Source organism: Methanosarcina subterranea (genome assembly GCF_055385895.1).
In genome coordinates this window covers 3355893-3382422 of sequence record NZ_AP042426.1, presented here as the reverse complement: position 1 = coordinate 3382422, position 26530 = coordinate 3355893, and the positions used below count along the sequence as shown (strand labels likewise).

Genomic DNA, 26530 nt, shown 5'->3' with positions numbered 1-26530 from the left:
TCCTTAACCGAATACAAATGAAATACTATTTATTAGATAAGGCTCAGAATTCTTCACTTCTTCACTACATTTCTATAAATGTATTGGTTATAATCTTTTTGAATTACTCTTCTCTAGATCGACATTTACAAGTTTATAATGAGAGCTCGTTTTATAGCTATATTTCGTCTTCGATTTATCACTATAAAGCCAGAAATCCCACTCCATAATTCGATTGACGCAGAGCCGCGCCGGGAAGTCTGATCCTGGAATATCAACCATGTAACTGGATTCCACATTTATGAAGAATTACTGTCAACAAAAAAAGAATCCATGAGTGCTTATCTAACGCTTGACCGATGACGCATGAAGGTGCTTTAAAAATGCCTCTGAAATAATTCTATCCATGTCCTGAACGTTCAACAGAGAGCCCAGGAACTAACCTGTACTTTGTTCTGAGAATTTTATTTTGAGAACTTCCAAAGAGAAAACTCGGGTACGTTTTCTAATAAGGATGACTGATTACAGTAAAACAGCCGTTTGATATCGAAAAATTGGCTATATATGCAAAAATCTAAATTCGAATAGAAAGGTTTAAATTTTCTAATACTGTTATCATTACTAATTTTTCTCAGTATTTTTATATTTATGGTGTTTATTTTTGATAATACCAGTAAATTAAAGAACAGAGGACATATGAATGAATACTAAGAAGAAACAAGGTTCAATAGTTTTAGCTTCAATAACACTTTTTTTATTTTTAATTCTCGTGTTGTCTACGGTATCGGCAGCTCCGGTACAAAATTCTGCGGCCAGGGGGCAATATGTATCTATTTCGAACGAAAACAGCAACACTGCCTCCGTAATAATAGAAAAGCCATATACTGCCGCTTTTCCCATAAACGATAACGTTGGGGCTCGTAGTCCTGTATATGAAGGCTCTAATATCGACGATATTATCGATACATACGGAGACGGTACCACCCTTACAATCGATGCAACTCAGTTTGCAGCATTCTACTATAACATTGACGATAACGTGAAAACCGAATCGTTTTCCATAAGAGATGTTACAGGCACTGCAGGCAATGTTATTGGAGAAGGCGGCATTGTCTATCAGACAACCATTCAGGCTACTAATTACAAGTTTGAAGACTGGGGCATGTATCCTGTTATCGGCTTCTTTGCAGAACAATACATACCGATCAACCCTGACAAAGCCGACAAGCTCACAAAGCTTGTTCTTGACAGTGACGATAAGTACAGCATCAGAACCGGTGAGTTCCTCGACCTTGGCAAAGGTTATGCTATCGAAGTCAAGCAAATCGATGTCGCTGGCAATAAAATATGGCTTGAATTCACCAGGGATGGAGAATATGTAGATGACGAGATTATTTCGGTTGTTGATAACGGCACCAACACCTGGGAAGTTGAGCTTGATGGTATCCAGGGCGAGTATGGTGTCGTTGTCCTCAGGGTGCATGTCAACCAGATACTCAAGGACGCAGTTGGCAGCATTGCCCAGATCCAGGGTATCTGGCTCATTGACTATGCAAACGCAATGACTATAGAGTCTGACGATGAATTCGGAAAGCTCGACGACGTGAGAATCAACGGTGATACCCTCAGGATCAGCAATGAAGACACCTTCACTCTGACCAGAAACTCTGATCAGGAACTCGCTGAAGGTATGTACTTCAAGACAGCTGACACCAGCTCCAATGTGCTCAGGTTCTATATCTTTAAGAAGATCACATATCCCGGAACTTATGAAATCAGGGGACAGGTTGCATCCGGAGCAGGTGAATTCGCCTGGGATGCAACCAACTTCGCAGGTTTCTACTACGACCTTAACGACAATGTTTTCACAGAATCCCTCAAAGTCTCCGGCATGAGTGGAAACGTGATTCCTGAAGGCGGTCTAGTTTACAGTACCACTATAAAGACCGTTGATTACGAGTACTCCAACACAGCTACAGGCTGGGATATGTACCCTGTCATCAGCTTCTTTGGAGAGCAATACATACCAATCAACCCTTACAGAGCTGACAAATTCGCAAAGCTCGTCCTTGACAGTGATGACAAATACACCATCAGAAAGGGCGAACTTCTTGACCTTGGTCAGGGTTATGCTATCGAAGTCAAGCAGGTCGATATTGACGGTGAGAGAGTCTGGTTCGAATTCACCAAGGACGGAGAATACATAGATGATGAAATCATCTCGATCGTTAGCGGTTCAAACAACACCTGGAAAGTTGAGCTTGATGGTATCCAGGGCGAAAACGATGTTGTTGTCCTGAGAATCCACGCCAACCAGGTCTTCCATGGTGAGGTTGACAACATTGCCCAGATCGAAGGTCTCTGGCTCATTGACTACATAAACGCCACAACCATAAATTCTGACGATGAATTCGGCGTACTTAATGATGTTTCCATAAACAGCGATACTCTCAGGATCAGCAATGAAAACATCTTCACTCTGGCCAGAAACTCTGATCAGGAAATCGGCCAGGGCATGTTCTTCAAGGTTGCTGATACCCCTGTAAGTGAACTCAGGTACTATCCATTCGTTGAAAAGATCATCGGGGAGAACAACAGCAAATTACTTCCTGTAGCAGACTTCAGTACAAATGTCACCAGCGGCTGTGCTCCCCTTTCAGTCCTCTTTACTGACCTTTCACAAAATGCAATATCGAGGAGCTGGGATGTTAACAATGACGGAATTGAGGACTCAAACGAGGCAAGCTTTGTTTATGTATACACTTCTACAGGGACTTACACAGCTAAACTGACTGCGATCAACGCAAATGGCCCGGCTACAAAAACTACTCTGATAACTGTAGAGAGAACTCCTATAAACGATAACGTTGAGATCCGTAGTCCTGTATTTGATGGCTCTGATATCGATGACGTTATCACAAAATATGGCGTAGGTGATATCCTTACAATCGATGCAACTCAGTTTGCAGCATTCTACTATGCCATTGATGATAACATGAAAACTGAGTCCCTTTCCATTGTAGATGTTGCAGGCACTGAAGGCAATATAATTGGAGAAAACGGCATCGTTTACCAGACAACCATCCAGCAGGTTGCTTACGAGTACGAAAATACACCTGCCGGCTGGGACGTGTACCCCGTTATCTGTCTCTTTGGAGAGCAATACATACCGATTAATCCTGACAAAGCTGACAAGCTTGCAAAGCTCGTCCTTGACAGTGATGACAAGTACACCATCAGAACCGGCGAAATCCTCGACCTCGGCGAAGGTTATGCTATCGAAGCCAAGCAGGTCGATGTTGACGGTGAGAAAGTCTGGCTCGAATTCACCAAGGACGGAGAATTCGTAGACGATGAAATCATCTCTGTTTCAACTGCCATCGGTTCAGCCAATACCTGGGAAGTTGAGCTTGATGGCATCCAGGACGAAGACGATGTCGCTGTCCTCAGAGTGCATGTCAACCAGATACTCAAGGACGCAATTGGCAGCATTGCTCAGATCGAAGGTGTCTGGCTCATTGATTACGTAAATGCAATGACCATTACGCCTGATGATGAATTCGGCAAGCTCGATAATGTTAGAATCAACGGTGATACCCTCAGGATCAGCAATGAAGACACCTTCACTCTGACCAGAAACTCTGATCAGGAACTTGCTGAAGAGATGTACTTCAGGGTAGCTGACACCAGCTCCAATGTGCTCAGGTTCTATGTCTTTAAGAAGATTACAGATCCCGGAACCTATGAAATCAGGGGACAGGTTGCATCCGGAACAGGTAACTTCGAATGGGATGCAAACAACTTCGCAGGTTTCTACTACGACCTCAACGACGATGTCTCCACAGAATTCCTCAAAGTTTCCGGCATGAGCGGAGACTTAATTCCTGAAAGTGGCCTTGTCTATGAAACAACCATCGAAATGGTTAATTACGAGTACTTCAAGCCTTCCGTTAGCTGGGACCAGTACCCTGTTATGTGCTTATTTGGAGAACAATACATACCGATCAACCCTGACAAAGCTGACAAGTTCACAAAGCTCGTCCTTGACAGCAACGACAAGTACACCATCAGAACGGGCGAACTCCTCGACCTCGGCCATGGCTATGCTATCGAAGCCAAGCAGATTGATATCTATGGTCAGAAAGTCTGGCTCGAATTCACCAGGAACGGAGAATTCGTTGACGACGAGATCTTCTCAGTCGATAGCAATTCAAACAGCACCTGGGAAGTTGAGCTTGATGGTATCCAGGGCGAAAACGATGTTGTTGTCCTGAGAATCCACGCCAACCAGGTTTTCCAGAGTGAAGCTGACAATATTGTCCAGATCCAAGGTATCTGGCTCATTGACTACGGAAACGCAATGACCATCGAGTCTGACGATGAATTCGGCGATCTCGACAATGTAAGGATCAGCGGTAACACCCTCAGGATCAGCAATGAAAACATCTTCACTCTGACCAGAGGCTCCAAAGAGGAAATCGGCCAGGGCATGTTCTTCAAGATTGCTGATACCCCTGTAAGTGAACTCAGGTACTATCCATTCGTTGAAAAGGTCATCGGAGAGAACAATAGCAAATTACTTCCTGTAGCAGACTTCAGTACAAATGTCACCAGTGGCTGTGCTCCCCTTTCAGTCCTCTTTACTGATCTTTCACAAAATGCAATATCGAGAAGCTGGAACTTTGGAGATAGATGTACTTCAACTGAGCAGAATCCAACACACACTTACTCGGCAGCAGGGACCTATACAGTTACCCTGACAGTGGATAACGCAGACAGGACTGCCTACAAAACTGCTACAATAACTGTACTGCAAGAAAGCAGCTCAAATGGCGGCAGTAGTGGTGGAAGCAGTCACAGCAGTGGCGGTGGCGGTGGCTCTCCTGAACCTGCAAGAAATGTCGAAGTTAAGGAACTTTCCCAGGTTTTCATTACTAACGGAAAAGCTATACAGTTTGACTTTACAAAGAACGCAACCTGCGTTGTGTATGTGGGCTTTGATGCAAAAAGGACTGCAGGTAAAACCACAGCGATTGTTGAGCAGTTAAAAAATAAATCTACCCTTGTTTCAGGGCTGCCTTCGGATGAAGTTTATAAGTTCTTTAACATATGGGTTGGAAACAGCGGGTTTGCAACCTCAAAGAATATCGAAAACCCTGTAATCGGTTTCAGGGTTGAAAAATCCTGGTTGCAGGATAAAAAGATAGATCAGTCTTCCATTGCTCTGAACAGATATAGCAACAAAATATGGGAACAGCTGCCAGCAACCCTTTTCGATGAAGACGATATTTACATGTACTTCACAGCCGAAACCCCGGGCTTTTCTCCCTTTGCAATAACAGGGGAGGCAATTGCCTCTGAAAAAACTGCAATTGAAGTCCAGCCTGGAGATGAGTCTGGCAACTCTGAAGAGAACACGAAGAATCCAGGATCGGAAGCTGATCAAAAATCCGGACAGGAGGAAAGTACAGGCATGCCGGGTTTTGAAATCATTTATGGCATAGTTAGCCTGCTCAGCGTATTCCTTTACATAAGAAAGTAAAAAGGAGAAGCAGGGTATATATGAAAAATAACGGATGAAAGGTCAATCCTTTCATCTTTTTTTGTACATTTTGTGTTCAATAAAGCGGTCTTTCAAAAGACAGCATAATTCCAGGAACTTTTCTTTTAGGTTTTAAGCTGAGATTGTAATTTTCAGTTCTTATGAAATCCTTAGTTTCTATAATTCTACCTTCAATAGGCTGATAACTGCCAGATTCACAGGGCCTGAAAGGCTCCTGAAAAGCTCCTGAAAGGCTCCTGAAGGTTAGGCTAAATTGTTTTACCTTGATATTTTACTTTCTTATTCATCCAGTTCAATTCTGATATCGTCCACATTTCTCTCAAATTTAAGTAACTTAGATTATTTCAAATATTATGGAAAAAATAACTCTAAAAATACAATTTAATAATATTGATGAATATATCGCAATATTTCCAAAATGGCCAGGATATTTTAGAAGAACCGAGAAAAGTTATCAGAGAGTCGGTACCTGAAGCCGAAGAAACGATAAGTTACGGAATGTCCACATTCAAGCTCAATGGTAACCTGGTGCATTTTGCGCATACAAAAATCAGATCGGATTTTATCCAACCCCTTCAGCAATCACTGCTTTCAAAAAGGAACTGACTCCTTATAAGCAAGTAAAATGGTCTGTTCAATTTCCAATTTATAAACCGATACTTTTTGATATTTTGAAGAAAATTGTAGAATTTAATGTAAAAGAAAATGAAGTAAGAATTAAAAATAAAAAATATCAGCAACTAAGGCAAAATGAACTTTAACAAGGCCGCGATATCCGGTACCTGATTTTATTGAGAAGGCATTAATAATGAATCAAATATTGGAACAGTTATTTCCTTTGAAAATAAATATGCCGGTTAGTTACTGCCTTAAACCGCACCAGTATTCTCACACTTCTTGTTAAATTAAAAAACACCGGAGTGATCGGAACGCGTAATTGATTTTCCAAACTAGAGGTTCAGGAACATAATTCTGAGTTTTGGGATCAGCTCTCCTTTATATCTCGGTACTAAAATATAATAAACTGGATAATTATTTATACCATAAACATGATGTACGTATCGTTGTATTACATCGATTATAGTCAGCTTTTTATTGTATTCTTACGGGGCTTTTCCTCAGAACCCTCTTTTTTGAAATATTTTCCGGGCTTCAGAGAGAACCTCAACTGCTAGAATATAATAGTATCAGATTTTATTAAAGTGGAGTTACTATTAAAATAAATCTACAGAGCTAATGTTTCGGGTATCTGAAAATGAAAGTATTCAAGAGATCAGGTTAAAAAACAGCAAGTAAAAGAAACAATAAATTCGACAATGGGAAGTTGAGTCTTCAGGAATCTCGCAAACAAACCATTGTTTAATACTTTCAGCCCGCTATATAACTTTATTAATAAAAAGTCTGCGTTCTGTTACATGTGTTGAAAAATTGAGACAATTAACTAAAATAAATAAATAAATAAATAAATAAATAAATAAATAAATAAATTCTTGTTGCTGGTGGGAATAGGTGAAGAAAATGAATGTCGGTAGATAAACCAGTCCAATCAACTGGATCTGTTATTGGATTTACTATTTATTATGATTTGGAATTATCAGTTTGACTAACTGTGCTACTAAAACAGAATATATTCCTTTAAAGATGTATTAGTCTTAAAACATGTGTCTGATCAACACGTATCTGATCTTTAACACGTATCTGGTCTTTAAACACATATCTGATTACAGATTAGTTCCAGAATATTTATTTTTATCTTTAGTCTTAATTCAAACTTTTCAAATCTTTATTTTATCCATCCAATTAATACGAAAAACCTGAGAGAAAGAAAATGAAAAATATCATCGTTAAAGGGGCGCGGGAACACAACCTGAAAGACATTACCGTAGAACTTCCGCGGGACAAATTCATTGTTATCACAGGTGTTTCAGGCTCCGGGAAATCCACCCTGGCTTTTGACACGATTTATGCCGAAGGACAGAGGCGTTACGTGGAGTCTCTCTCAGCCTATGCGCGGCAGTTCCTCGGGCTTATGAGCAAGCCGGATGTGGACAGCATTGAAGGGCTGTCTCCGGCAATATCCATAGAGCAAAAAACTACCTCTAAAAACCCCCGCAGTACGGTGGGGACTGTAACTGAAATCTATGACTACCTCAGGCTGCTCTTTGCAAGAGTAGGGACACCTTACTGCCCTATCCATGATATCAAAATAGAGTCTCAGTCTCCGGAAAGGATTGCTGACAGCCTCAGCAGGGAGTGTGAAGGAATGGTTACAATCCTCGCACCCATAGTCCGCCAGAAAAAAGGGACTTACCAGCAGCTTTTCAGGGATCTGAACAGCGAAGGCTTCACGCGGGTAAGGGTAAACGGGGAAATCCACAGGACAGATGACGAAATCTCCCTTGACCGCTACAAAAAGCATGATATTGAAGTGGTAATTGACCGCCTGGACCCTGCCGAAGACCGGTCAAGGCTTGTCGAAGCCTGCGAAAGTGCCCTCAAAAAAGCCGAAGGGCTCCTGATCGCTGTGGATTCGGAAGGAAAAGACCACCTGTATTCTTCGAATATGGCCTGTCCTGTTTGTGGGATGGCTTTTGAGGAACTTCAGCCCAGGATGTTCTCTTTCAATAGCCCCTTCGGAGCATGTGAAGCCTGTAACGGGCTCGGGTTTAAGATGGAACTCGATCCTGACCTCATAATTCCGGACAAAAGCCTGTGCATTGCCGACGGAGCCGTTGCTCTTTACAGGAACTACCTTGACGGCTACCGAAGCCAGCACCTGGCAGCTGTTGCAAAGCATTTCGGTTTTGACATCTTTACTCCTGTTGAAGCTCTTTCAGAAAAGCAATACAATGCCCTCATATATGGCTCAGATGAACGCATCCACTTTAACATGAGCATGAAAAACGGGGACGCCCAATGGTCCCACAAGGGCGCATGGGAAGGGCTCCTCCCTCAGTCTGAGAGGCTTTATAACCAGACAAAATCCGAGTACCGGCGAAAAGAGCTGGAGAAATTCATGCAGGTCCGCCCCTGTCCTAAATGTGAGGGCAGGCGCCTGAAAGAAAAAGTTCTCGCAGTCAAGCTCTCCGGAAAGTCAATTGTTGAGACAACAGGCCTTTCTATTATCCAGTGCATCCAGTTTTTCGAAAACATGGCGCTTTCGGAAAAAGAGCGAGAAATCGCAAAACAGGTCTTGAAAGAAATTCGTTCCAGGCTTGGATTCCTTGAGCATGTGGGGCTTGGTTACCTGACCCTTTCCCGCAGTGCAGGTACACTATCGGGTGGAGAAGCCCAGAGGATCAGGCTAGCAACTCAGATCGGCTCAAATCTCATGGGAGTACTCTATGTTCTGGACGAACCTTCGATAGGGCTGCACCAGAGGGATAACGAACGGCTTATCCAGACTCTGCAGACCCTACGGGACCTGGGGAACACTCTTATCGTGGTAGAGCATGACGAGGACACTATCCGGGCTGCGGATTATGTGCTCGATATAGGCCCGGGTGCAGGGATACATGGAGGGTATGTGGTAGCTGAAGGGACACCCGCAGAAATCGAGAGAAATCCGGAGTCTCTGACAGGCAAGTATCTCTCAGGAGAAAAGCAAATAAAACCTCCTGCTCTCCGCCGACAGAGCGACGCATTCATCCGGCTGAAAGGCTGCAGGGCAAATAACCTGAAGGACGTCGACGTGAATGTTCCCATAGGGCTTTTCACAGTAATCACAGGGGTTTCGGGTTCCGGAAAGTCTACCCTTATCTACGATACTCTTTACAAAGCCCTGATGAAGAAGATCAACAAATCAAATGTAACACCCGGGGAATATGACGAGCTGGTTTTTGATTCCGAGCTCGATAAGGTAATTGTTATCGACCAGAGCCCCATAGGCAGGACCCCCCGCTCGAACCCTGTGACCTATACCAAGGTCTTTGATGCAATCAGACAGGTTTTTGCCGAAACAAAGGAAGCCAAAATCCGGGGTTACAAAACCGGGCGCTTTTCTTTCAATGTAAAAGGAGGACGCTGTGAAGCCTGCCAGGGAGATGGGCTGATCAAGATCGAAATGAATTTCCTGCCTGATGTTTACATTGAATGTGAAGAGTGTAAAGGCACACGCTATAACCGGGAAACCCTCGAGGTAAAGTACAGGGGAAAATCGATTTCCGAAGTTCTGGACATGACAGTTGAAGAAGCTGCAGAGCATTTTGAAAACGTCCCTGCAATCAAAGGCAAGCTTGATACCCTCACGCGAGTAGGGCTGGGATACATCAAACTCGGGCAGAGTTCAACTACCCTTTCCGGGGGAGAAGCCCAGAGAATAAAGCTGACCCGCGAACTCTCTAAAAAGGGCACTGGAAAGACTATTTATCTTCTCGACGAACCCACAACAGGGCTGCATTTCCATGACGTTAAAAAATTGATTTCGGTTCTCAATGGTCTTGTCGCAAAAGGAAACACCGTGGTTGTCATCGAACACAACCTGGATGTCATCAAGTCAGCAGATCATGTAATTGACCTCGGCCCCGAAGGCGGGAACGCAGGAGGGGAGATTGTTGCCACAGGTACGCCAGAAGAAATTGCCCTGGTTCCGGAAAGCTATACCGGGCACTTCCTTGCTCCCAGACTATCGGGAGGAAGGAACTCATATCTTGACTCGGGGGCACAGCTTGTTGAGGCGATTTTTGAGGACGGGGAAGATTTTGAAGCCGATTTTGAAACCGATTTTGAAAATTTCGAAGAAGACTCGAGTGAAGGCCTCGAAGGAGAGCCAGAAGAATTTGAAGACGGAGCAGACGAAATATTTGAAGGACAGGTACTTTAAAAGATTCTTCCAAAGATTCTCCCAATAATAAAACCTGAAAACCAAATTTGAATAAACCAGATTTGAATATACCGGATTTGAATACAATGAGGCTCAAAAATGATTGACCTGGATGCTCTTCCGCATCTGCCCGGCTGCTACCTTTACAGGGACGAGGAAGGGGTTGTGCTCTATGTGGGAAAGGCAAAGGACCTTAAAAAAAGGGTGAGCAGTTATTTCCAGAAAAGGGATCACGACCCTAAAACAGCGAGCCTTGTGCAGGCTGCCAGGGGCCTTGACTTCATTGTCACAAATACTGAGGTGGAAGCCCTGCTCCTTGAGAACACTCTGATCAAGAAGCACTGGCCCAGGTATAATATCCTCCTCAAGGACTCAAAGCGATATGCCTGCATCCACCTGACCGGGGAAAAATTTCCCAGGATCAGGATTGCCCGGAAAAATACCGGAGAAGGAGAGTTCTTCGGGCCTTTCGTTTCTGCAAAAGAAAGGGACTACATCTTTGAGGTCGTAAGAAAAACCTTCCAGCTCAGGACCTGTAAAAAAATGCCTGCTCGTGCCTGCCTGCGCTATCATATAGGAGCATGCAGCGGGCCATGTATTGGGAGTATTTCTATAGAGGAATATGGAGAGAAGGTAAAAAGGGCGACTTCTATCCTGAAAGGCAATATAAGGGAGTTCATCGAGTCCATGGAAATAGAGATGAAAGAGATGGCAGCCAGGCAACAGTTTGAGCAGGCTATGGAACTTAGAGACGAGATCGCAGCCCTTGAAAGCCTCCAGGAAAAGCAAAATATGGAGAGGCAGAAGAAATATGATGAGGATATCCTGAACTATATTGTCAGGGACGATACCGTCTATCTCATGCTCTTCAAAGTTTACAAAGGGACTCTGGAAGACAAGCAGGATTATGTCTTTGCCTTCGGGCAAGAGTTTCTGGAAGAATTCCTGGTGCAATACTATTCCGAGAATGATCCGCCTGAGGAACTGATAGTTCCCGAACCTCTTGAAGAGTCCATGGTTGAGTTCCTGACGCATGTGAAGGGGAAGAAAGTGAAAGCAACGGTTCCGAAGCAGGGAGAAAAAAAAGAGCTTCTTGATCTTGTCCTGAAAAATGTTGAAATAGGATTTTTCGGGGACAGAAAAAAGCTCGAAGCCCTGCAGAGTAAACTCTCCCTTCCAAAGCTCCCGAACGTTATCGAGTGCTTCGATATTTCCCACCTCTCGGGCACGGCTACGGTCGGTTCAATGGTGCAATTCAGGGGAGGCAGACCTGATAAACATAATTACCGCCGCTTCAAAATAGAAAGTGTAGAAGGGATTGATGATTTCGCTTCCATTGCCGAGGTTGTACGCAGGCGCTATTCCCGCCTGATTGAGGACAAACACGAGATGCCTGACCTGATAGTTATTGACGGGGGGAAAGGACAGCTTTCTTCAGCCTTTCAGGAACTCCGGAAACTCAAGCTCAGGATTCCGATTATTTCCATTGCCAAACGTGAAGAAGAAATCTATGTTCCGGGGCTTAAGTCTCCTCTTCCTATCAAAAAAGATGAAAAAGCTTCTCTCTTTGTTCAGGAAATCAGGGACGAAGCCCACAGGTTTGCAATTAACTATAATCGCCTGCTCAGGCAGAAGTCATTGATCCCGTAAATTTCAATATCCGTTAATACCCGTTAAACTGTAATTATGGGAAAGTGCCGCCTACAGTGAATTGCAGTCTACAGGAAATTGCAGTCTACAGTGAATTGTCGTCCTCTGGCCTGTAATCATCTACCCTGTAGTCCTTGCCGTATCCTTTGCCCTTGACACTCCTCAGTTGATGATGTCAGTTAGTTTCAATAATATCAATAATTCTCATTTACTTAAGAAGGTCTTGATTCCTATGAAAGTTTCCAGCCAGACGCCCGAGGCGTTATCCGGAGAAAAATTCGAAACAATACATGATGCACGGTACCGGGACAGCCCTCAGTTTAAACTGGTTTCCGATTTTGAGCCCAGGGGATCTCAGCCGCAGGCAATAGAAAAACTTGTGGAGGGGCTGAATAAAGGGGAGCGGTTCCAGACCCTTCTAGGAGTGACAGGGTCCGGAAAAACATATACTGTTGCAAATGTTCTTAACCAGGTGAAGAAGCCTACCCTTGTTATTGCTCATAATAAGACCCTGGCTGCCCAGCTATATAATGAGTTCAGGGACTTTTTCCCTGAAAATCGCGTTGAATACTTTGTCTCATATTATGACTATTACCAGCCCGAGTCCTACCTTCCTGCCAAAGACCAGTACATTGAAAAAGATGCGCAGATAAACCCGAAAATTGAACAGATGCGCCTTGCAGCCACAGCTTCCCTTATGTCGCGCCAGGATGTGATTGTGGTGGCTTCCGTGTCCTGTATTTACGGGCTCGGCAACCCTGAGAACTTCCAGAAAATGGGGTTTGAACTGAAGGTTGGAGATAAGGTCCAGAGAAAGGAAATCCTTGAGAAACTTATAGATATCCAGTTTGAAAGGAACGACCTTGAACTAATGCCCGGGCGCTTTCGCGTAAAAGGGGATACCATTGATATCATTCCTGGTTACTTCGATGACATCATCCGGGTTGAACTCTTCGGGGACGAGGTAGACCGGATCTCAGAGATAGACAAGCAGACAGGGGAGAGAAAGGAAGAAATGGACTACTTCTTCGTTTATCCTGCCAGGCACTATGTCATCCCTGAAGAAGAACAGAAAAGCGCAATCCAGTCCATCCTTGAAGAGCTTGAAGAGCGCTTGCCCGAACTCGGGCTGCTCGAGTCTCACAGGCTGAAGCAGCGCACGCTCTATGACATGGAGATGATTCAGGAGACTGGCAGCTGTAAGGGTATTGAGAACTACTCAAGGCATTTTGATCACAGGCAGCCAGGAGAACAGCCTTTCTGTCTGCTTGACTATTTCCCTGACGACTTCCTCCTGGTCATTGACGAAAGCCACCAGACCATCCCGCAGCTGCACGGCATGTATAACGGAGATCGCTCTCGGAAAAAGAGCCTTATCGATTATGGCTTCAGGCTTCCCAGTGCATTTGACAACAGGCCCCTGAAGTTTGATGAATTTGAAAAGTACATGAAAAATGTGATCTTTGTTTCGGCAACCCCTGCAGACTATGAGCGGGAGCAGTCCGCCCGGATAGTGGAACAGATTATTCGCCCTACAGGCCTTGTTGACCCTGAAGTTGAGATACGTCCCCTCGAGGGTCAGGTCAGGGACGTTATGCAGGAAATCCGGAAAATAGTGGAAAGGGGAGATCGTGCCCTCGTGACCACTCTTACCAAAAAGCTCGCAGAAGAACTGACCGAATTCCTTGCCAGAAATGAGATTAAAGCTCGCTACCTGCACTCGGATATCAAGACCATCGAAAGGACAGAAATCATTCGCGAACTGCGCCTTGGCAAATTCGATGTCCTTGTAGGGATCAACCTGCTCAGGGAAGGTCTCGATATCCCCGAAGTTGGCTTCATCGGTATTCTTGATGCAGACAAGGAAGGCTTCCTCAGGGATTCTAAGAGCCTAATCCAGATCATAGGACGTGCAGCCCGAAACTCCAGTTCAAAGGTTGTCCTTTATGCTGACAAAATGACCGACTCAATTAAAAAAGCTGTAAGTGAGACCGAACGCCGCCGTACAATGCAGATCGGCTACAACAAAGAACACGGCATTGTCCCGACAACCATCCGAAAACCCATACGAGAAAAAGTAGTGGATATTACAGATACCAAGCATATCCCGAAGACAGACATCCCCAATGTAATCATCGAACTGGATACCGAGATGAGAGAAGCTGCGGATAGGCTTGATTTCGAACGTGCAATTCAGCTCAGAGAGATTATAAAGAAACTGGAAAAAGAAGTAAAGACTGTGTGAAGCAGGTATGTGAGACTGGAGTAGTCTGAGATCTAGCTGAGCCTTAAATAAGGCTAGCTATCTCCTCTTCTCACAAGAAACTGAGTTTTTGCCTTTGAATGTTTATCTCAGAATATCTTGGTTAGAAAGTTTTAATCAAAATGTCAGGAAGTCAAGGCATCTGGCTTAAAGTCTCTTTTCCTCACAAAAACATTTCGGAGTAGTCTGCCGATTTACCGGTATCTCTGGGACAGGTAAAAGTAAGACCTTTTGGTCCTAGAATACAGGACAGGGGTTTTGCTTTCTCAAAATCCATCCCGCCTTCCTCATCAAAAAAGTTCTCATCAACTTCCAGGTTTACGACTTTTCCTATGATAAGGGAGAACTTTTCTCTCAGGACCTCTTCCACAAGGGTGCATTCCGCCCAGGCAAGACATCCTTCAATACCAGGAGCCCTTATTTCTTCAGAGATATGAGACTTTAGCCCGGCCATTTCGAATTCGTCTACTTTTGGTGGATAATTTCGGGAACAGACCATGACAGCTTCTGCCATATCTATGGAAGGAATGTTTATAACAAACTCTCCTGTTTCACGAATGTTTGTAAGAGTGTCGCGCTTTAGCCAGGAAGCAAGCACCACTTCTTTGAGGGGGCGAAGGATTGGAGTTATATTAGACCAGGGGGCAGCATTTCTGATTCCTTCCTTTGAGACAGTGGAAATAAGGGCAACAGGCAGGGGAAAAATTTGCTCTCTTTTACTCGGTTTTAATTTCATGAGCTTACCTCAGAACTTCTGAACTCAAAATAGTAGTGTCTCTAATGCAATTAATATTTTATGTTACTAATTATGAATAAATTGTTACAATAATCAACATGCTTTGAAAACAAATGATTCATGTCCTGTCCCGATGAGTTATAAAATCCGGGTGCCGACATCAGATTCAGGCATCCTTTCAGATTCATAAAAGAAAAACTCATGCATACAAACAAACACTATGTGGCTCTGAGAACCATATCCTGGATATCATCCTGTAATTTGGTAAGGATCTGAGTAAAGCTGTCAATAGGCTGGATTTCGAGGGTTTAATCTGGATAAGGAAGCTCATAAAGAAACAGAAAAAAGAGATATAACAGCGCGCAGGTAGGAGTAACCTGAAAGGTAAAGATCGTTTCCGTCAGTTTTTTACTTTTTCATAGTTCTTTTCCCGTTGTCCCGCCTTAAATATGCATGTATATTAATTTTTTCATATGTATATATACTTAATCTTATTTTTTGTTATGTATTCTCGTTTAAAGAGCAAGCTTTCCAAAATTCGATACGGATTTTAGAACAGATTAACAGTTTGGTTCTATCTTATCCGTCTTTATAATTATATATATCTTGTTATATTATTCAAGTCTTAAGAATTTCTGTAATTTCTCTTCGGTTCAAATCTCTACCAGTGCCGAATATACTGATTTTTCCTTAATATACGGTTTAAAGTATATTTAACTAAATAAGTTTATCTCTTTATAGATTGATAAAAAAACAGTCGCTTATTTCTCTAAAGGAGGTTTGCTGGTGAAATTAAAATACATTATGGGAATTCTTATACTTTTGCTACTTACAGCTGGCACGGCAAGTGCACAAACATTTTACTTGACCGAGACGACTAATGATTATAATTATGGGTATCTATAAAAGTCCAAGTAGATTATAATCCTACGGACAATACTATGACATTAAAGGTCATCGAACCTGAAAATAAAGCATATGAGGGTTACACTATTTCAAACCTAGATCTTAAGAATATCTGGATCAAAACCACACCTGATAAAGTTAGCGTCATAGCACCTACCAGCACATGGAATGCTCCTACTGCTGACAGTGGTAATGTAGGTAATTTTGGACCCTTTGCAACCCAGATTACGAAAGACCAAAAGATTAAATCGCCAGGTCCTGTTACCATCAAATTAGCCAATGATCTTACTCTAGACAATCTTATAGCAAATTCAGGGGACGGTTATGTCGTAGCTGCACATGTTGCATTTGACAAATCTACTGGAGAACATGTAACTATAGACTGTAGTGGTAAGGTTAGAGGCCATACAGAAATTCCCGAATTCCCCACAGTTGCCCTGCCTGTTGCAGCAATATTGGGTTTAATGTTTATTTTCGGGCGCAGAAAACAAGAATAAACGATTAGTTTTTTAGAGCGTTAACCCCCTAGACATTAACCTCCTGGAGCGTTAACCCCCCTAAAATTAAAACTTTCTTTTTTTCAATATTTTTTAGGAATTCATCCTGACTTTTATTCTCCATCATCGTCAGAGTCACAGTCTTCATATTCTCTTTCATCTCTTTCTGAGTATCCTGTTTCTTCTATCCTTCTTGCTTCTTCTGTTTCCTTTTCTACTTTCATGAGCTCCCTTTCGACTTCAGCCACCCTCCCCATTTCTAGAGATTTTTTTTTGCTATACTTTGTATAGACGAACATGGCTATCAACGCTATAATTGAAGCAAGTAAAAAAATGAGCATTATATTGAGCATAGAACCATAAGCACCCAATGAAGTTTCAGGACCAAAAGTCAAATACATTTCCTCTCCTGTTTTTTAGGTATTATATATGCACTCTTATATAATTTAAATATCAATATTTTTCATAATTTAATTTAATTTAATTTAATACTCGATGGCTATAGCGGCTGATAATTTACTCTTTTGAAACTATACTGTTCAAAGTATATTTAACTAAATAAGCTTATCTATTTATAATTATATTAAAAAACATTTCCGCAGTTTCTTTAAACGGGGTTTGAAAAAATGAAAGCAGTACATATTATAGGAATAATGGTGTTTTTGTTATTTACGGTAGGTTCTGCGAGTGCAGCAACATTTTATTTGACTGATGTAAATGATAATAAATACGATGGTTTGATTAAAATTAAAGTGACTTATGATGGAAATACAATAACTGTTCAGGATGTTAGCTCCGCTCTTGACAGTACCTCAAATGTAGATGTAAGCGATCGGGATTGTTAATTCTCCTGACAATTCTGTCGTACAGGTGACTGACAATAGCGGTAAAGGCAGTATCTGGACAATTGCAGAGGGTGACTTCAACAAAGCCGGATTCGGAGATTTCTCAACGATGTGTACAAAAAAAAATAACGTGAAAACAAGAGGGCCTATTGTACTTCAGCTAGAAAATTCATTCAGTAATCTTCAAAAAAATGCTGACGGAAATAGCATTATTGTTCATATCTCATTTGGTGAAGAAGGGAAAGACCTTTTGGTGGGCAGTACATGGACTGCAGGAAGTACATAAATTCCCGAATTCCCCACAATTGCCCTGCCTGTTGCAGCAGTACTTGGAATAATGTTCGTTCTGGGCAACAAAAGAAAGGAATAAGGAGTTAGAAAAAATACCTAAATTAGTTTCATTGGTCATCGGTTAAGGAAAAATCGTTATCACTTGCATTGATTTTCATAAAATTTGTTAAATTATTCATCAAATGCAAAACTGGAATCTGATATCGATTTCAATTTAAACACTAAACATTTGGGTTTGAGTTTTTCCGTCGAAATCGAGATCCGCAGCTCAAAATCCTTAACCGAATACAAATGAAATTAGTTTTAGTCTTTAATATTGAATGCCCTTTTCACAGGATAAAGGGCTTTTCTCCATTTTTAAATTTTCCTTCCTAGAGTGTGCTCTGTTTCTTCTTCTTCTTCCATTAGCTCTTTAAGTCTTTTTTTCTCGGCAATCTGTCGGGCAATTCTGTCAGCTTCTGCTTTCTCTTTTTCTTCACGCATTTTTTTTGTGACTTTCTTTGTATAAATAAACATTAACAGCAGGGCAACAAATGCAATCAGCAAAAAAATGAATACCATATTCAGTGTGGGTTCGATGTTCATTCCCGGTCACCGTTTAAGTTAGTGAGAGTTATATTTGTCAGTTTCTGAAAAATGGAAGAAAATCTTCTTCCTGAAAGCTCATTTTAATTCTTTTAGTAATATCCGCTGTGCCTCTCATTAATTTCCCTGGCAGTATTATAAGCATCATAGAGGTTGTAGATCCAGAACAAAGGATAAAGGATGTAACCAATTAAAACCACTGTCAAGAATCCGAAAATCGAGGCAAGAATAATAAAAATAATCCCTTTCATGATCTGCCCGTTATAGATCTGCCCGAGGCCAGGGATGAAAAATGACAGTACTGCAGCGATACCTGGATTTTTCCTGGGTTGAGGCATTTTTTCAAGCTCCTTACGGTTTTCTGTTTTTGGTTAATTCTTTTAATGGGAGATATCTTTACCGATTTCAGGTTAAATATATTAAACTAAACATAACAAGTTAATGTAATAATCTGAATGTAATAATCTAAATGTAATAATCTAAATGTAATAATCTAAATGTAATAATCTAAATGTAATAATCTAAATGTAATAAGTTAAACATTATAAGCTACATAGAAGCGATAAGCGACCTTAATTTCGTCCATTTCCCTTGGCTCCGGTTTAAAATCCGACTGGTCTGTTTTATAAACTTTTTCGCCGAAGTTTTTGAAGGTGACTTCGCATTTTATGTTTTCGGGCAGCTGAGCCTCAAAGCTCCCGCATTTCCCGCAGATTTTGCGAATAAGAGTTTCTATTTCTTCGAGACTGAAATTTTTTTTGTTTTCAGACCTGTAGTTTACCTCAACCGTCAGTTCTTCTTTGCTCAAAAGATCCGCCCAGAAGCCGGAAAGCTCTGCACCTTCGATCTTGTAGTCCTGAAGTTCGAAACTCCTTGTTATCGTGTTCTTGATCTTGCCCTCTTCCATATATTTAGTTTAGAAAGTGAATATATATAAACTATTTCAATAAACAATAGAGATACCTTAAGAAAATGAATATATACAAAAGGTCGCTGACAAATGGGATTCTTCAAATTTGGTTTTTATCTCATGAGGCTGAAATTTCCAGTTGAATTTTTTGTTTCGGGACCCTGGGACTACCGTTCTTGAAAACTAAGCCGTGGTGTGGGGCTTAAAAGCTGAAAATAGCTCTGAAATTCCGGATAACTTAAAAAAAGGGCCTTTCGGCTAGAATTATAAAAAATCGAACCTGAGAGGTGAGTTCAGTTAAACTCAACTCTAACCTGACTCATTTTTAAATTCTCTTAAACATGAGGTACAGAACGTTGATTCTTAAAATCTGTATATGTATATAGAAAGTTAAGAAAAAGTTACTAGTGTCCTGCCAACCAAGTAATGTCGTATGAAATAGATTACAGTAATTCATTACTATTCAATACTTGGTGATTGACTCAACACTAGTATCTAGAAAATTTATTTATGAGCCATTATAATTACGAAAAAGACTACTTGTAAGGAGTAATCCATTTGTATTCGGTTAAGGATTTTGAGCTGCGGATCTCGATTTCGACGGAAAAACTCAAACCCAAATGTTTAGTGTTTAAATTGAAATCGATATCAGATTCCAGTTTTGCATTTGATGAATAATTTAACAAATTTTATGAAAATCAATGCAAGTGATAACGATTTTTCCTTAACCGATGACCAATGAGGAGTAATCTAAATATTAACGCCCCATAATTAAGTTGCCATGACACTAAGAACCTGGATTAAGGTCTGTACTGCTATTCACAACCTGCAAGATTCGTTTTGACAACTCTGAATACTGAGTTTTTGGGTCACCCGTTTTCTGGAGGAAAGAATTTGCACCATTTTCTATTGCCTGGTGCATAAGTTCTTCTCCGACTCCCGTAAATAGAATGAAAGGAATGTTGATCCTCTTATCACGGATAGTCCTCAGGAACGTGATACCATTCATAACAGGCATATTATAATCCGAGACTATCACATCATAGGAGTCTTTCTCTAACATACTGAGAGCTTCTCTTGCAGAGTCCACGGTATCGGAGGGTATATCGTGGAATACTTCTAAGAATGTCTTTGATAGCTCTAAAAACAAGGGGTTATCGTCTACAATCAATACTTTCATGGGGGGATTCTCCATCCTGTTAAAACTCAATATTCGATGTTTACCGACATTAATTCATAGATTATGTTCAAAAGTATGTAGTTGATTCTGAAATTCAATACTTTTTCTAATTTATATTAAATTACTTACGTGAAAAATTGTCTCAAAGCAAAAAAAGTGTTCAGATCAAAAATTTCAAAACTAGTATAGGGTTGTATGTCTATCCATTTTGTCGGAGCGACACTTAAAACTCTATTTTTAATTATTCGTGTAAAAAACTATACTCAAAATTGAGAGGGTCTGCTCAAGATTATTTACATTATATTTTGGATTTTTTCTAGAAACTAGGTCTAGATATCTATGACCAATCTATAAATGAATGTTAGAACAAAGATGAGCAAATTATATTTGACCAACCTCTTTATTGCATTGATATAGCTGTCTACTAAAGTTCTCAGACAAACCCTACCAACCCAACTACAAGCGACTTAAGAATAGACTCGAATCTGATATACAAAGAATTCAAGCTTAAAGAAAACCCGGCCTCGATAATGATTAGTGGCTTAATTCTATTCTCCTTTTGACCTTCACTCTACATTATGATAATCAGAGAACTATTCATTGGTCATCGGTTAAGGATTTTGAGCTGCGGATCTCGATTTCGACGGAAAAACTCAAACCCAAATGTTTAGTGTTTAAATTGAAATCGATATCAGATTCCAGTTTTGCATTTGATGAATAATTTAACAAATTTTATGAAAATCAATGCAAGTGATAACGATTTTTCCTTAACCGATGACCAATGGAGAACTATTTAATAAAAAGATATGCTGTACTTGCATACCAAATAGGAAATTATCTCACCTACTAAAATTGGTTTTGGATTAAGCTGAAGAAATATTAAGCTGAAGAAATGAAGGATTGATTAAATATCCTCTTTATATATTCTTCACGTTTCGTTTTTCGGTTTCCCCATTTTTTCGGTTTCCCTATTTTTTTTCTTTTCTGTTACTTTTCGAACATCTGATAATTTTTTCTTCCTATCTTTGAGTACTTGTATTCCCTTATCAGCTTCTTCATTTTTTTTCTTTTCTGTCAATTTCTGAATATTCATTAGTCTTTTCTTCCTGTCTTTGAGTACTTGTATTCCCTTCTCGAACTCTTTTAACAAATCCTTTCTTTCAACCTCAGTAGCTATATTATTCAATGATTCTATTTTCCTATTTTCAAGAAATTCTATCGCTCTGTCTAAATTATATTCTGGTTCTTTCATTTCATTATTCATTAAGTTTTTAACCCCCATAAGTCGTCTTAAATATGAAATATTATTTGAAAATCATTTAACAGTCTAACATTGTGAACTACCTGAAGCTATAACCTGAAGCTAAAAATTTCGTGGCTTTCTATTACTGCAATTCCAAAGTATGTTCATAAAACCCTGGTAAGGCAGAAATGAAGCTTTAAAATAAACTCAATGAAAGAAAAGTAAAAAGCGATGTAAGAAGAAGCCCAGAGGAGCTGTTCTACCGTATCCCCCAATACAGTCTCTTCGAATATTATGCTCCCCCAAGCACATTGATTCGAAGAAGGATCAGCGACCTCCAGGAAATTCTTTTATTTTGATGATACCCCTTTACTTCCCAACTCCAGCATATAGTAATAGCATAAATTATATTAAATAAATTATACAAAAAATTGTTTTCAAGCAAAAAATTGTTTGACGTAAAAAATTTCAAGCTCATTATAGCTCTTTTCTTATGCAACCTTATACACTTGATGATCAAGTTAAGCACACGAGAAATCAGATTCCTGGCTGCGTTTTTGTGATATCTGAAGAGAAAGCTGCGGGTGATCAAAACATCTTTTGCATGTGCTTAAAATAAGATCATGTTTAATCGAATGATCTTTTGAAAGGACTTTATATTCATATTTGCCTAATTTATTTTTAATATAACTTGTTAATATCTGAAAGTTCTGACCGTGGAAGAGTACGATCATTTCATTCAATATCTCCCCGAAGCATTGGGAATCATTTTTGAATTGAACTGCATGACAGGAATGAGATATGTAGAACTACAGAGACTATACGATAATCCGCAGTGGTACTACAGAGAAAGAAATCAAATCATTCTGCCAAAAGAAGCTCAATTAAAAGTTAAACAAAAAACTCCAAAAAGGACTAATGATAGCTTCCTTCTACATTCAAACATGTTTTTAAACGATTCTTAGACGGAAAAAGACCTCCCGAAAGAAGTTCTTGGAATAGAGATATGAAATGAGAGATATTAAGATGCGATTGACAGAATGGGGTATATTGAGTTCATAAGAACTTGAAAATTAAGACATGTGATTATCAAGAAAATAGATTCGACCCTTTGTAGGGCTTTTTGAGGGCTTTCTGCACAGAAGTAAGAGAGAATCAATGAGAATAGCTAGTAGTTCATAGAATTGTAGAGAGGGCAGGAGTTAAAAACGCAGATGGTTTTAAAGTTGACATATTTGGTTTTCTGAGAGCTGAAACTGAAAAAAGCATGATTCAAGGTGACCAGATAAGCCAACTAAACGAGGTCACACAGAAACAGGCTGTTCATATACAGAGCTTAATTCAAGAAAACAGCAAGTTAAATACCAAGCTTTTGCCTGAAGTCACAGAAAAAAGCCGTAGTGGAAAATTTGGTAAATGCCTGACTTTTTTGTTTTATTTATAATATTCTATATTGGTACATTTCGAAAAGTTAATTTGCTTTTGGTTGTTTGTATTTTAAATAGTAGCTGGATGCCCAATGGAAAATGATACTAACAGTTTAGATGATGAGTTTAAACAATAGGTTATTCTTTTACTTGAAGACCACGAAGAAAAATTCATAACTAAATGGAGTGAAAACGAAGCTGAACTTGACCAGGTAGGCAAGTCGACTCAATTAAAAATCAATCAATATCTGAATAAGTACCTGAATCGTGCTAAAAAAGACATCGGTACTTTTACAGATTGGTTTGGTGATCAGGTAGGGTGGTTTAGTCAGCAATTGCTCATCGTTGTTGGAGGAATAAGCTTTGTATTTTTCACAGCCATAACTGTTTTGGGATATGATTGGGGACTTGCGGATGAATCTCCTTTATATTATAAAATTTCTCTAATGTTTTTTGTTTATCTTATTCAAATAGGTTTAATTCATATCGCGTTATTGAAGCCGAAGTCTAAGCTCAATACGAAAATTGAACAATTTTTTGATGAAAAAAATGTACAAAAAAATGATGCTGATATAAAAGAGTTAAATGATGATAAATGTTCAATAAACTCTGATATTGAAACAATAGGTGGTTTTTTTGAGGAATTTAAACGTTCACTTCAAGAAACAGGCGCAGTAGTTCGCAGTATGAGTTCTACTTGCGAAAAAATAGATGACATGGCTAAATTCAGAGAAAAATGGTATTTGGAATGTTATAAAGTTAAAATGGTGACAGATTATTTCGGTTTGAACAAAGAGGACAATAAACTGGATAATGAAATTGTGGATTTAGCAAAAAAACCTATAATTAAACACAAAGGGGAAAATGATTCCGAAATTAGAAAAGCTATCATTATTAATATTTGTAGAAAATGTCCTATCAATGAGACATTAATGGATCTTTTTGTATCGTGTTATTATGAAGATAGTTTGAAGACTGAATCTTTCTGGACGCGGGTTCAGAATGATAACAAACAATTGTATCAGTTGGCAATAATATTACTTGACGTAAAAGAACTCGATTATGCTAAAAAAGCCGAATTAAAAAACGAAACATTACAAAAAATATTATTAAAGACTCAAAAATTTGAGTTAAATTTGATAAAAAATAATGTTTCGTTATATCTTCGTTTATGTAGCATTCTCCAAAATTATTTTGAAAAACTTCAGAAAGAAAACATTCCTTTGAAAAATCAATTAAATTGTGAAGAAACAATTGATAATATCGATTTTGAAAAATCTTTCAGCGAAAATTTTGTGAGTGTTTTTGAAGAAGAACTAGATAAGTTATTAGATGTGAAAAAAGTGAGTAAATCATTAGGTATAGATGTAGATGTGGATACCAAAAAGGCTTATGTAGTCGCATTAATAGCAATTATTTTAAATCCGGATATTAATTTTAGGAATGAGGTGTGTAAAAAAGCATCAGAAAACCGTAAATCCATACATGTCTTGATGGCTTATCATAATCTACGTGAACATAAAGCCGGTAATAATGAACGTTTTTCCCTGTCAGATATATTTTTTGATGAAAACGTAGAAACCCCGTCTGATATTGAAAAGAAAATTAAAAATGATAAATTTGCTAAAGAGACCTGTGTATATATGGAACGCTCATTGTCTAGCGGGGAATGGCATGAATCGAGTAAAATAATAATGCAAAAAATGATCGAAGATTTGTCTAAAACAATAAAGAATAAAGAAAAATTTGATGCGTTTAAGAAAGCGTTTTCTAATATTTTCAAGAAGATAAATCTAAATACTTTGGATAGAGCTGTAGATGCTGGTCTTTTTTCGGTATATTTCATTCTTACAAATTCATCACATGGGGAATTAATTGACAAAGTAGTGGGGCGTCTGTTAATTAGTAGTTTCAAAAACGATGAAGAGATTAAAGATTTTGAAACAAAAAACCATATTTCTTTGCATTATATTTTAGAAGACGGTTCATGTATTGCAAAGTATAACTTTGATAAATACTCTTCTTCTACTAGAATTGGTATTTTACATAAAGATATTGAGTTTTCAACTTTCGTTAAAGATATTACTTCTGATGTTGAAACTTTATTAAGGGAAGAGACTAAAGATCTAACTGATGAAAAGAAATGGAAAAATATAGGCTTTATTGTAGTGAGAATCAGTCCATCAAAATATAGCTTTGGAATTCTAGATACAGAAATTGAAAAGACTTGTCAGCTTGAGTTAATTAATCTAAACATCACGGAAAAAATTGCATCTTTGGCTTCTGATTATCTTAAAGACGAACAAAAATTAGCTGTTTCTGCTCTTGATAACACTATAAATATTTTAGACATTGTTGACCAATTAAACGTTCTTGAATATTTGTCAACAGATACACAAGAAGATCTTTCTTTTAAAGAACGTAAGTTTCTAGAATCTCCAGAATTAAAAGTGTCTATTAAGGAATGGTTAAAATTAAATGAAATAAATTCTCTTAAACATTTAAGTCGCATACTTAATAACAGTTCAGATAAAGACAAAGAGGATCTTAAGAATTCTTTATATTCTGTATTTGCTGTAAAAAATATAAAAACAAACAAACCATTACTTAGAATAAATAACCAAAAAATATGTGTAAACGAATTCTCGGATTTACTTGAATCATTAGATGATTTTTGGAAAACTTGAGTCACTTTTTTATTTTTTTGTTTGCATCACTTTCTTATTATTTTACTTACCCCTTTACTATCTTTTCTGAACTCAGATTTACATATACCATAGGAATACACAATATTTGACCGATTACCGGTTTATTTAGAGCAAAATCATTTTGAGGAACATATATCCAGTCTAAAAATAAGCCTTTTGATTACTGTTTTACTGCTTGTATTTTGCTTCCACTTACTCGAAATCTTAAAAAAAACATTCAAGCTTATTATCTGGTTATATAGGGAAAAGAAGCTAATAATATTGAGGATCAGCCTTTGGATGTTACTGGGGCTCAAGTTTTCATTACTAAGGAAGAGATTAAACAGGAGATTCTGGCTTTAACTGCTGAAGAAGCCAGAAAAATAGGGATTAAACATAGAAGTGAACTAAAGTATCTGAGGGAGAAAGCAAGGCAGTGTCACGAATTTGCTGTAAATTCAAAGTAAAGTTATTGTGTACTGTGGGGAAAATGGATCTTTTGATATGGAATTTTTGACTCAAAAACTTATTAAAATTTGTGATTTTACAGAAAAATCGGCACACTGCCTAAGTATAATACACAACCGTGCTTTTAGAAAGTTTTCCTCCCAAAAAACAATGTTTCTCTTTTCAAAGGTCGCCCTATGAAAATGAATAAATCTCTTTTTTTAGAAGCTGGCTTTTTCAAACCAAATTTCTGAGCACTGTATTATATTTGGTTTAGCGACTATTTGAGGTTTACAATTTTACAGAACTTTTTAATACTTAAAATTTTGCTAATATTGGACAATATTGTGAAAAAGTTCATTATAGGATACCTATGTGATAATTAAATCTACAATATTATGGCTCTGTAGAAATCCTCTAAATTCTGTTTTTACCCAAAAATTTATAAAAATTAAATTGTAAAATTGCTCCTTATTTTTTGTCCCCACAAAAAACGAAG

17 protein-coding genes are annotated in these 26530 nt (G+C 39.1%); 10 read left to right on the top strand and 7 right to left on the bottom strand.

Translation table 11 applies throughout. The features are described 5' to 3' along the window. Positions 1–679 precede the first annotated feature (679 nt). The 4 genes from ACZ5A8_RS14655 to uvrB all read left to right on the top strand — a co-directional run bounded on the left by ACZ5A8_RS14655 (position 680) and on the right by uvrB (position 14259). On the top strand, positions 680–5521 hold the full coding sequence (locus tag ACZ5A8_RS14655; RefSeq protein WP_464529937.1) for an S-layer protein domain-containing protein: 4842 nt from the start codon (positions 680–682) through the stop codon (positions 5519–5521). Between the two features lie 1849 nt (positions 5522–7370). Beyond that, positions 7371–10364 (top strand): excinuclease ABC subunit UvrA, encoded by a 2994-nt coding sequence (gene uvrA, locus ACZ5A8_RS14650; protein WP_464529936.1) that lies wholly within the window; start codon positions 7371–7373, stop codon positions 10362–10364. A gap of 99 nt (positions 10365–10463) precedes the next feature. Continuing rightward, positions 10464–12014 carry an excinuclease ABC subunit UvrC gene (gene uvrC / locus ACZ5A8_RS14645; RefSeq protein WP_464529934.1) on the top strand — a complete coding sequence of 517 codons (1551 nt, stop codon included), beginning with the start codon at positions 10464–10466 and terminating at the stop codon, positions 12012–12014. A gap of 232 nt (positions 12015–12246) precedes the next feature. Beyond that, positions 12247–14259: an excinuclease ABC subunit UvrB gene (gene uvrB, locus ACZ5A8_RS14640; RefSeq protein ID WP_464529933.1), complete on the top strand. Its 2013-nt coding sequence runs from the start codon at positions 12247–12249 to the stop codon at positions 14257–14259. Between the two features lie 181 nt (positions 14260–14440). Here uvrB and ACZ5A8_RS14635 read toward each other — a convergent pair whose 3' ends face one another. Next, positions 14441–15013 (bottom strand): flavin reductase family protein, encoded by a 573-nt coding sequence (locus ACZ5A8_RS14635; RefSeq protein WP_464529931.1) that lies wholly within the window; start codon positions 15011–15013, stop codon positions 14441–14443. 941 nt (positions 15014–15954) lie between these two features. Here ACZ5A8_RS14635 and ACZ5A8_RS14630 point away from each other — a divergent pair. Then, positions 15955–16416: a PEF-CTERM sorting domain-containing protein gene (locus ACZ5A8_RS14630; RefSeq protein ID WP_464529930.1), complete on the top strand. Its 462-nt coding sequence runs from the start codon at positions 15955–15957 to the stop codon at positions 16414–16416. Positions 16417–16529: 113 nt separating this feature from the next. On the opposite strand, the gene ACZ5A8_RS14625 is transcribed toward ACZ5A8_RS14630, so the two are convergent. Further along, on the bottom strand, positions 16530–16811 hold the full coding sequence (locus ACZ5A8_RS14625; protein WP_464529928.1) for a hypothetical protein: 282 nt from the start codon (positions 16809–16811) through the stop codon (positions 16530–16532). A gap of 231 nt (positions 16812–17042) precedes the next feature. Between ACZ5A8_RS14625 and ACZ5A8_RS14620 the strand changes: the two genes are divergently transcribed. From ACZ5A8_RS14620 to ACZ5A8_RS14610, 3 genes are read left to right on the top strand one after another with little or no spacing between them, the layout of a single operon-like run. Then, the gene (locus ACZ5A8_RS14620; RefSeq protein WP_464529927.1) at positions 17043–17261 is read left to right on the top strand and encodes a hypothetical protein; all 219 of its coding nucleotides are present in this window, start codon (positions 17043–17045) and stop codon (positions 17259–17261) included. A 25-nt stretch (positions 17262–17286) separates the two neighbouring features. Next, positions 17287–17547 (top strand): hypothetical protein, encoded by a 261-nt coding sequence (locus ACZ5A8_RS14615; RefSeq protein WP_464529925.1) that lies wholly within the window; start codon positions 17287–17289, stop codon positions 17545–17547. Next, the gene (locus tag ACZ5A8_RS14610) at positions 17548–17631 is read left to right on the top strand and encodes a PEF-CTERM sorting domain-containing protein (protein ID WP_464534150.1); all 84 of its coding nucleotides are present in this window, start codon (positions 17548–17550) and stop codon (positions 17629–17631) included. It begins immediately after the preceding gene. Between the two features lie 278 nt (positions 17632–17909). Here the strand turns inward: ACZ5A8_RS14610 and ACZ5A8_RS14605 are convergent, their stop codons facing one another. From ACZ5A8_RS14605 to ACZ5A8_RS14585, 5 genes are all read right to left on the bottom strand, one after another. After that, positions 17910–18137 (bottom strand): hypothetical protein, encoded by a 228-nt coding sequence (locus ACZ5A8_RS14605; protein ID WP_464529923.1) that lies wholly within the window; start codon positions 18135–18137, stop codon positions 17910–17912. A gap of 92 nt (positions 18138–18229) precedes the next feature. Continuing rightward, positions 18230–18475, bottom strand: coding sequence for a DUF5683 domain-containing protein (locus tag ACZ5A8_RS14600; protein ID WP_464529921.1), 246 nt, complete (start codon positions 18473–18475; stop codon positions 18230–18232). Between the two features lie 197 nt (positions 18476–18672). Beyond that, positions 18673–19044: a hypothetical protein gene (locus tag ACZ5A8_RS14595; protein ID WP_229390287.1), complete on the bottom strand. Its 372-nt coding sequence runs from the start codon at positions 19042–19044 to the stop codon at positions 18673–18675. A gap of 790 nt (positions 19045–19834) precedes the next feature. Continuing rightward, positions 19835–20227 carry a response regulator gene (locus tag ACZ5A8_RS14590; RefSeq protein WP_464529919.1) on the bottom strand — a complete coding sequence of 131 codons (393 nt, stop codon included), beginning with the start codon at positions 20225–20227 and terminating at the stop codon, positions 19835–19837. 928 nt (positions 20228–21155) lie between these two features. Beyond that, a complete protein-coding gene (locus ACZ5A8_RS14585; RefSeq protein ID WP_464529918.1) occupies positions 21156–21491 on the bottom strand; it encodes a hypothetical protein in 336 nt (111 codons plus the stop codon). Between the two features lie 1741 nt (positions 21492–23232). Here ACZ5A8_RS14585 and ACZ5A8_RS14580 point away from each other — a divergent pair. Both ACZ5A8_RS14580 and ACZ5A8_RS14575 read left to right on the top strand, forming a co-directional pair. Next, positions 23233–25584 (top strand): hypothetical protein, encoded by a 2352-nt coding sequence (locus ACZ5A8_RS14580; RefSeq protein ID WP_464529916.1) that lies wholly within the window; start codon positions 23233–23235, stop codon positions 25582–25584. A 296-nt stretch (positions 25585–25880) separates the two neighbouring features. Further along, complete coding sequence (locus tag ACZ5A8_RS14575) at positions 25881–26051, top strand: hypothetical protein (protein WP_464529915.1); 171 nt, start codon at positions 25881–25883, stop codon at positions 26049–26051. Positions 26052–26530 lie beyond the last annotated feature (479 nt).